We start from the raw sequence: 7,862 nt of genomic DNA on the forward strand, positions 1-7,862 counted from the left end.
GGTGGTCATGACGGCGCTTTGACCAAAGCTACGTCAATGGTAGCAGTTGGGTCAGAACCGGAATTTTCTCTAGGTTGCGGGTTAAAATTCTTGATGCTTTGGACGAGGCAGAACTAAGTGCAACATATTTTAGCGGCAGTCGCTTCACCGCAAGTCTAAAGCGCAGCTTCATCAATCATTTCAAGCCTGTTTTGTCCTATTTAAACTGCTCATTCGCGCCCTCGAAAATAGCGGCATTCATGTTTTCAAGGGTGGCCGATCGCATATTGAACAGAGTTGCAAACTTCTGATTACATCGATCGCAACACCTTGTCGCCTATCCCTTTCATCCTTCTACCTTCCCTGGATAAAAGGCAGAAATCTGAGGGCAGAGGGCAGAAATTAGCTGACATCTAAGGTGAAGGGCGATTCAAAGGCGATCCCATAGCGCATAGGGTCACAGACTTTTTATCGCATCGACCTAATTCATACTTCTGCTTCTGCCTTCTAATTTGATTAAGGTTTCCGTCCCCTTGCGGGGTAGTGGGAATGAAACAATCTTTCAAAGTAACAATCACGGAGATTTAATCACGGCTACCATGTTTCCGTCCCCTTGCGGGGTAGTGGGAATGAAACTCTTGAACTTCGGTACATCCGATTATTGCTGCTGGCAGTGTTTCCGTCCCCTTGCGGGGTAGTGGGAATGAAACCATCGATACAACAATCCCGCTGCAAGGCGGCCAACCAGGGCGTTTCCGTCCCCTTGCGGGGTGGTGGGAGTGAAAAAACAACAAGTCTGGCTATTGCTCTGCTCATTCAGAGCATGTTTCCGTCCCCTTGCGGGGTGGTGGGAGTGAAACCATTGGCTTTAGAGGGGATGAGCCAAAACGGGTTAGAAAGTAGTTTCCGTCCCCTTGCGGGGTGGTGGGAGTGAAACAAGGTTGTGTGGAACGCAGAGAACATCCAGTTCATCCGGTTTCCGTCCCCTTGCGGGGTGGTGGGAATGAAACAGTAAATGAGCGAGCCTAAGCCTAGAAAGCTGCCAGTCCCAAGAACGTTTCCGTCCCCTTGCGGGGTGGTGGGAATGAAACCTGCCGACAATCGGCAGTATCCACAAAGGCGGACCGAAAGGGTTTCCGTCCCCTTGCGGGGTGGTGGGAATGAAACAATTGCCAAGCATCCGTTTGTTGCATTCTATCGCAATGATTTTCCGTCCCCTTGCGGGGTGGTGGGAATGAAACCCAAAAAAGCAGGCTGATGGGACAGGGGTTGCGCCATCGAGTTTCCGTCCCCTTGCGGGGTGGTGGGAATGAAACTAAAGAATGGCACACACGGATTTGGCGGCATCGCCAGATGTTTCCGTCCCCTTGCGGGGTGGTGGGAATGAAACTCGGGGAGGACTACGGGATTCCCCAGGACGAACTCGACTCGAGTTTCCGTCCCCTTGCGGGGTGGTGGGAATGAAACAGCATTTAGTGAGATGGGCAGCCGGTTCATTCAGTTGGCTCATCCCAGTTTCCGTCCCCTTGCGGGGTAGTGGGAATGAAACCAGAGAACTTGATTTACTGCAATTTACTTTCAAGGTCTTGTTTCCGTCCCCTTGCGGGGTGGTGGGAGTGAAACTTGCAGGCTGAGAAGCAAGCCGATAGGGAACATAAAGCGAGTCTTGTTTCCGTCCCCTTGCGGGGTGGTGGGAATGAAACTATGGCGGGATATCCCGACTGCGAAGACACCGACGATGGGTTTCCGTCCCCTTGCGGGGTGGTGGGAATGAAACCAGGGAGGAGATTAAAATGCTCGTCACTGGTTCGCAGCTGCAGGTGTTTCCGTCCCCTTGCGGGGTGGTGGGAATGAAACAAGTGTGTTTTATCCGGATCGGCAGGGTGATCCGCTCGTGTTTCCGTCCCCTTGCGGGGTGGTGGGAATGAAACACTGGAAACCTGCCCAGCAAGAAGAGTTGCTGCAGAACATTACGGTTTCCGTCCCCTTGCGGGGTGGTGGGAATGAAACTATCAAAATCAAACGATCCATCCTTAAGCTTGTCGTAGTAAGAGTTAACGTTTCCGTCCCCTTGCGGGGTGGTGGGAATGAAACTAAAAATCTAATTCACTTTACTTCTGATTTAGTTTGCAGAGAAGTTTCCGTCCCCTTGCGGGGTGGTGGGAATGAAACGCCACTTTTTTGAGAACGTAGATAATACCAGCCCGCTGTTTCCGTCCCCTTGCGGGGTGGTGGGAATGAAACTCAACTCGTGCGATTATTACCAGCGACACTACGGTTTAGTGTTTCCGTCCCCTTGCGGGGTGGTGGGAATGAAACAATGCACCAAGATTATGCAGAGGGATCGAGTTTTGATGTTTCCGTCCCCTTGCGGGGTGGTGGGAATGAAACTTGTTACTGCCCCATTTGCGGGGGCGTCAGCGTTCGCTGGTTTCCGTCCCCTTGCGGGGTAGTGGGAATGAAACTATAGCTAAATACACATTGAGGCTAAACGTGGAGCAGTCAGCAGTTTCCGTCCCCTTGCGGGGTGGTGGGAATGAAACAGCAATGGGGCTTTAACTGTGCAAGCTTCTGGAACAACGTTTCCGTCCCCTTGCGGGGTGGTGGGAATGAAACAAGCTAAGTCAGTTTGGCTAGAGAAAGATTATCTGATCGGGTTTCCGTCCCCTTGCGGGGTGGTGGGAATGAAACCCTTCGTTCAGGAGACCTTACTAGGAGCGGGTTGTAGACGACAAAACCACGAAGGTCGGCTCAGCTCTCAACAAAGCAAAGCTTATTGAGAAAAAGCACTCCTCCAAAACGCCTTAAACCCTTACGGAACAATTAATCCACGGAGGTCTACGAGACTATGCGGTTTTCAAGGTTCCGGTGACCTTCGTGGGAACATCCACGAATTACTCGCCACTCTAACTCACCAGCTCCGGCACTGTCTAACTTTGTAATCAAAGAAAATATGCCTATAGCCGTAGCGCTGTAGAACACTGCCGATCGCCAAAGACTTTACACCTCACCGGGCTTTGGCAAAGAAGCCTAAGTTCTTAGCGAAGCGCGATCGCCCCTGGCTCAAAAATATTGACTCCAATTCCCAGACACGCTAATGTGTGGGCTTAACGGAGGTCTGCAAAAATCATCCCAGCGCCTGCGTTATTCCCAAAAATTTGTCCGCGCGAGACCCGAAGTTGTTAGAGCAACAACGGGCCTCTAACCCAGCCAGACTGACGTAACCAGTCCGGAAGCATGGGCTTGGGGTATTTTACTCTAGCCGCTCCGACTTGCAACACTCTGGCAAACGGGGCGGTAAATTTTTGGGTTTTCTTCCCTGACAACCAACCCAGGTGTGAAAACCCGCCAACGGCGATCGCACCTGGGACACAGGGAACCTGTAAACCCAAAAAACGGAGAAACCCCATGTTCCAACATGGCCCAGATCCGGCTCAACCCCTCCCGGCTGAGCTGACAGTTCCTAGCGACGGCGATCGCCAGCCCATCCGCCATATTCTCATCGGCCCGCCGCCCCTAGTCGAGCGCACCAAGCTGCACCTGCACACCCTGCACTATGCCGAATTCGCCCGCTGGACAAACGCCATCAGCATTCCCGGCGATCGGATCATCATCACCCCGGATGCAGGTCACGTCATGAGCCTGCTGGTCAAGCTAGTGCGCCTAGAGTAACCCCTAGCGAGAGATAGCCAATAGCATCGGGCGGGCAACGCCCGCCTGATAGTTAACTGCTCTTAAAATCAAGACAGCAGGAAATTTGATCTCGTATCGTATGGCATTATCAAAAGCAGACCTGTCAGCCTTTGTCGCTCATGCCCGTCAACAGCAAGCGCGCGATCGCCGTCATAGCTACGAGCGGCAGCAGGCAGGAATGATCCAGGCTCATCTAGCGGCTAAGACACTCAAGCAGCAGTTTGGCGTACGAGAGGTTTTCTTATTTGGTTCGTTGCTCACGCCTGAGCGAGTCGATGAGCATTCAGACATTGACCTAGCCGTCTATGGATTACCGCTGGAACAGTACTGCCAGGCTGTAGGGACTCTACTTTGCCAAGTAAAAGGGTTTGAAGTTGACTTAGTGCGCTGTGAGGCCGCTCAGCCAAGTCTACTAGAGCTCATCCACCAAGAAGGCATCCGTCTATGAGTAATACCAGTTCTATGAACTAGCACTGCCTATCGGCACCCCACCGCCTGCGGCACCTCCCCTTAGCAAGGGGAGGTTGGGAGGGGTCTAATCTGTAGCTGTAAAACCGTGAGTCGGTGAACTAGCACTACCTATCGGCACCCCACCGCCTGCGGCACCTCCCCTTAGCAAGGGGAGGTTGGGAGGGGTCTAATCTGTAGCTGTAAAACCGTGAGTCGGTGAACTAGCACTACCTTATCGGCACCCCACCGCCTGCGGCACCTCCCCTTAGCAAGGGGAGGTTGGGAGGGGTCTAATCTGTAGCTGTAAAACCATGAGTCGGTGTAAGTATGCTGTTCTCAGCGGTCGTATCAAGCAGCAACTCCAAGAGCTAGACAGTCCTAAATTGCTTTAAATCCAGCCGCCCACCTCCGCATCTGTGAGCGTCTTATCCAGCTTGATATATTCCGTCTTCGCCGCCCGCAGCAGATGACGCATTTGTAGGGGGGCGTCCTCATCAGCCGCCAAGAAAGCCGCGTTGAGAGCAATATTGCGAATATTGCCCCCCGTGACGTTGAGCCGCGCTAGCTGAGTAAAATCTAAACTTTGCGTCGGCAACTGGGGCGGTAAAATGCGCCGCCAAATTTCTAGGCGCTGAGCCACATCTGGAAAAGGAAACTGTACCAAAAAACGCAGCCGTCGCAGAAAAGCCGTGTCAATTGACTTTTTCAAATTCGTCGTCAGAATCGCCAAGCCCCGGTAGGCTTCCATCCGCTGCAGCAAATAGCTCACCTCAATATTGGCATAGCGATCGTGGGCATCTTTGACCTCGCTGCGTTTGCCAAACAGAGCATCCGCCTCATCAAACAGCAAAATAGCACCCCCCGCCTCAGCCGCGTCGAACACCTGCCGCAGATTTTTCTCCGTCTCACCAATATATTTGCTCACCACCTGACTCAGATCAATCCGGTAAAGATCCAGCCGCAGCTCATGGGCCAACACCTCAGCCGCCAGCGTTTTGCCCGTACCGCTCGGCCCAACAAACAAAGCCCCAATGCCCAAACCCGCCCCACCCCGCCGGGAAAAAGCCCAGGTGTCATACACTTTGGCCTGCTGCCGCACCTGAGCCGCAATTTCCTGCAGCATCTGCTGCTCTCGCTCTGGCAGTACCAGGTCGCGCCAGGTCGCCGTGGGGAGGAGGCGCTGGGCCAAATGATCCAGCCGGGGCCGCGATCGCAGGCGGCAGGCATCCCAGAGGCGTTCAGTCAGAGCGGTAGCGGCGTCACCCGGTTGGCGATCGACCGCCGCCCAGACGGACTGAATCTCCGCAGGGCTGAGGTGAAACTGCGAAACTAGGCTGTCGAGCTGACCGTTGAGTTCTCTAGGTTGCAAAGTCTGCTGCCAGAGCTGACGCTGCTCTGTCCAGCTAGAAGGGGCGACTTCTAAATACATCACGGGGCGATCGCCCAGAGACAGCGGTTCTGAATGAGAAATAGCTAGCCGCACCTGCAGGCTCTCAGCCCAGGGAATGACGGTCTGCTTCAGCACTTTAGAACTGAGATCTTCGCCATTAAGAAACAAAATGCCGTGGCTTAAAAGCGCTTCTCGCTCCCAGAGGCGGGCTAGGGCTTCTCGCTCAGCGATCGCAGCCGGAATATCCGTGCCCCGCAGCGCATAAAGCTTGGCCTCCAACTGCTGGCAGGCGGTAGCGGCGATCGCCAGCGGCTCTGCTGCCGTCCGGCTACAAAACTGCACAATCGGCACTGCCTGAGTCTGCGTTTGCCAAACCTCGACAATTCGCTGGGCTAAAGGCTGGCGGGAGGGCAGCAGCGGCGCAGGAACAGCAACCGGCTGAATTAAACCCTGTAGGCGCTCATCTAGGTAGGGCACGCCGATCAAATAGTGCAGCACGCGCTCGTCAATCCGCAGGCGGCTCTGGGTGAGGCGATCGCTGTCTACCAGCTCAATTAGCCGCCAGCGGCGCAGGGGGGAGATAGGGGCAATCGCACTCCAGTGGGCTGCCGGAAAGACGGCCAGCGCCAGGCTAAACGTAGGGTAGGCAAACTGGCAATTTCCCTGAGCCTCGCTGCAAAGCTGGGCTAAAGCAGCGCTCAGTTCCACGCCAGCGCAAAGCAGTAAGATCTGGCGCTCAAAAGAGGTAAGTCGAAAAACAGCCGACAGATACTGTAGGGCTGAGGGGGATTCTGACTGACTGCATAGGGACAGCGGCTCGACGTTGAAAGCAGCTTCAGGCTCAGTTTGGGTGGGCTGGCCAATATAGCGCTGTAGCTGCTGCCGAATTTCCTCTAGAGCAGCCGCCAAAGCCTGCTGATTCACCGTTTGCCAGTCGCGCTCATCTGTCATCGTCATGGCGTCACCTGCAGCGTTGGCCCGGTGAACGGTCCGCTGTCTGGGGTGAGGCGGCTCTCAGCCCCGTCTACCCGTAGGCGAATTAGGTAGGTGTCTGGGGTGAAGTCGCCGGGGATAGGAATCGTCAGGGTGCCCGTGGTGGGCGGGTCGGACTGGGAGCGCTGGGGAACCGTCAGGGCGCGATCGCCCAGCAGCAAGACAGCCCGCTGATTGCGACCGACAGGCGGCGCCACGGCTAGGCTCAGATCGCTGCCAGCGCTGACGCTAGCAGGCGGCGTGATGGTGGGCCGCAGCATAAAAGCGACAGTATTAGACTCAAAGCCTGGATGCGGTTCCGAGGGACTAGAAGTGCCAAAATCAATCAGGTGCAGCACCTGCACCACATTGACACCCGCCAGTAACCCAGCAGGCGGTATGGCCGAAATTTGGCTGTTAGTCACATCCGCCTCAGCCGGCGTGACCAGCGGTTCCGCCCCAAAGCGGAGGCGCAGCTCATCGGCTCTGAGGTTTTGCCCGGTGAGAGTCAAGCTATCCCCCGGTTCCAGTATTTGCGGCTGCACAGCGGCAATCACCGGACGCTTGAAAGGCAACACCCTAAAATTCGCTTCTCGCACCGGCAGAGCAGCCCGCGCCGGATACTCACTCTCAATTAGCACCACCGAAACCTGGTAGGCCGCAGTAGGGCGATAGTTGGTCTGAAAGGCGGCCCACAGTTTAGAAATTTCTTCGGTGCTGAGAGCTTCTGGCGTAATTTTGAGCATCTCAATCTGCTGAGCCAGCGAGGAAACCGCCAGCACGTTTTCTGGCGGATCGGTCAAAGCGACCAGCCGCGCCCCAATTAGCTCGCGGGGCAAAACACCTAGCTCATGTAAAAGCTGCATCCCGTACCCCAGCATAATTTCAGCCCGAAAATCGACCCGGCTATAGGCGCTGAGCAGATAGTGCAGGTTGAGCGCTAGGGGCGGACAGCTAACGCGATCGCCCTGGGAATCGCGGGCCGGATAGCCAACATTGCGCCAGCCCAAGTTAGGCGTCACCTGATAGAGAAACAGATTGAGCCTGTCTACATCCGTACTGGCATCGGGGGGCACAACCAGGTCGGGAGCCTGCACCGTGACAGCAGGGGCGCTGCCACCTAGATCGCCGGAGGCGGTGGCGAGGCGATTGTCCAGCAAACCTTTGAGAATAGCAGTCACAGCTCCGATAGCCAGGGCGGTACTCATGATTGGCCTCCAGTCGTCGAGGCGCGGCGGGTGTTGAGGTAGTCTTCGAGGCGGAGATGAGGCGGATGGGGGCGATCGCGGGCGGGTTGAGGGGACGAAGCCGGGGGGGGAGTGGCGCGAATATCAACGCGGCCAATGGTGATTTGAATGGGCGGGGGAGCAGAGCGATG

The 7,862-nt window shown here is 55.4% G+C and carries 4 protein-coding genes and 1 CRISPR repeat array; of the genes, 2 read left to right on the top strand and 2 right to left on the bottom strand.

The window, feature by feature from the left end:
* Positions 1–500: 500 nt before the first annotated feature.
* A CRISPR array of direct repeats spans positions 501–2,670; the repeat unit is 35 nt; unit sequence GTTTCCGTCCCCTTGCGGGGTGGTGGGAATGAAAC.
* A 717-nt stretch (positions 2,671–3,387) separates the two neighbouring features.
* Positions 3,388–3,651 carry a hypothetical protein gene (locus QJQ48_RS27220; protein ID WP_346292783.1) on the top strand — a complete coding sequence of 88 codons (264 nt, stop codon included), beginning with the start codon at positions 3,388–3,390 and terminating at the stop codon, positions 3,649–3,651.
* 100 nt (positions 3,652–3,751) lie between these two features.
* Positions 3,752–4,120, top strand: coding sequence for a nucleotidyltransferase family protein (locus QJQ48_RS27225; protein ID WP_346294371.1), 369 nt, complete (start codon positions 3,752–3,754; stop codon positions 4,118–4,120).
* A gap of 390 nt (positions 4,121–4,510) precedes the next feature.
* Here the strand turns inward: QJQ48_RS27225 and QJQ48_RS27230 are convergent, their stop codons facing one another.
* Positions 4,511–6,469 (bottom strand): ATP-binding protein, encoded by a 1,959-nt coding sequence (locus QJQ48_RS27230; protein WP_346294372.1) that lies wholly within the window; start codon positions 6,467–6,469, stop codon positions 4,511–4,513.
* Positions 6,466–7,692 (bottom strand): Pvc16 family protein, encoded by a 1,227-nt coding sequence (locus QJQ48_RS27235; RefSeq protein ID WP_346294373.1) that lies wholly within the window; start codon positions 7,690–7,692, stop codon positions 6,466–6,468. The genes QJQ48_RS27230 and QJQ48_RS27235 overlap by 4 nt, the downstream gene beginning before the upstream one ends.
* Positions 7,693–7,862 lie beyond the last annotated feature (170 nt).

Source organism: Sphaerothrix gracilis Ecp01, from assembly GCF_030405905.1.
Taxonomy (GTDB): domain Bacteria; phylum Cyanobacteriota; class Cyanobacteriia; order Phormidesmidales; family Phormidesmidaceae; genus Sphaerothrix; species Sphaerothrix gracilis.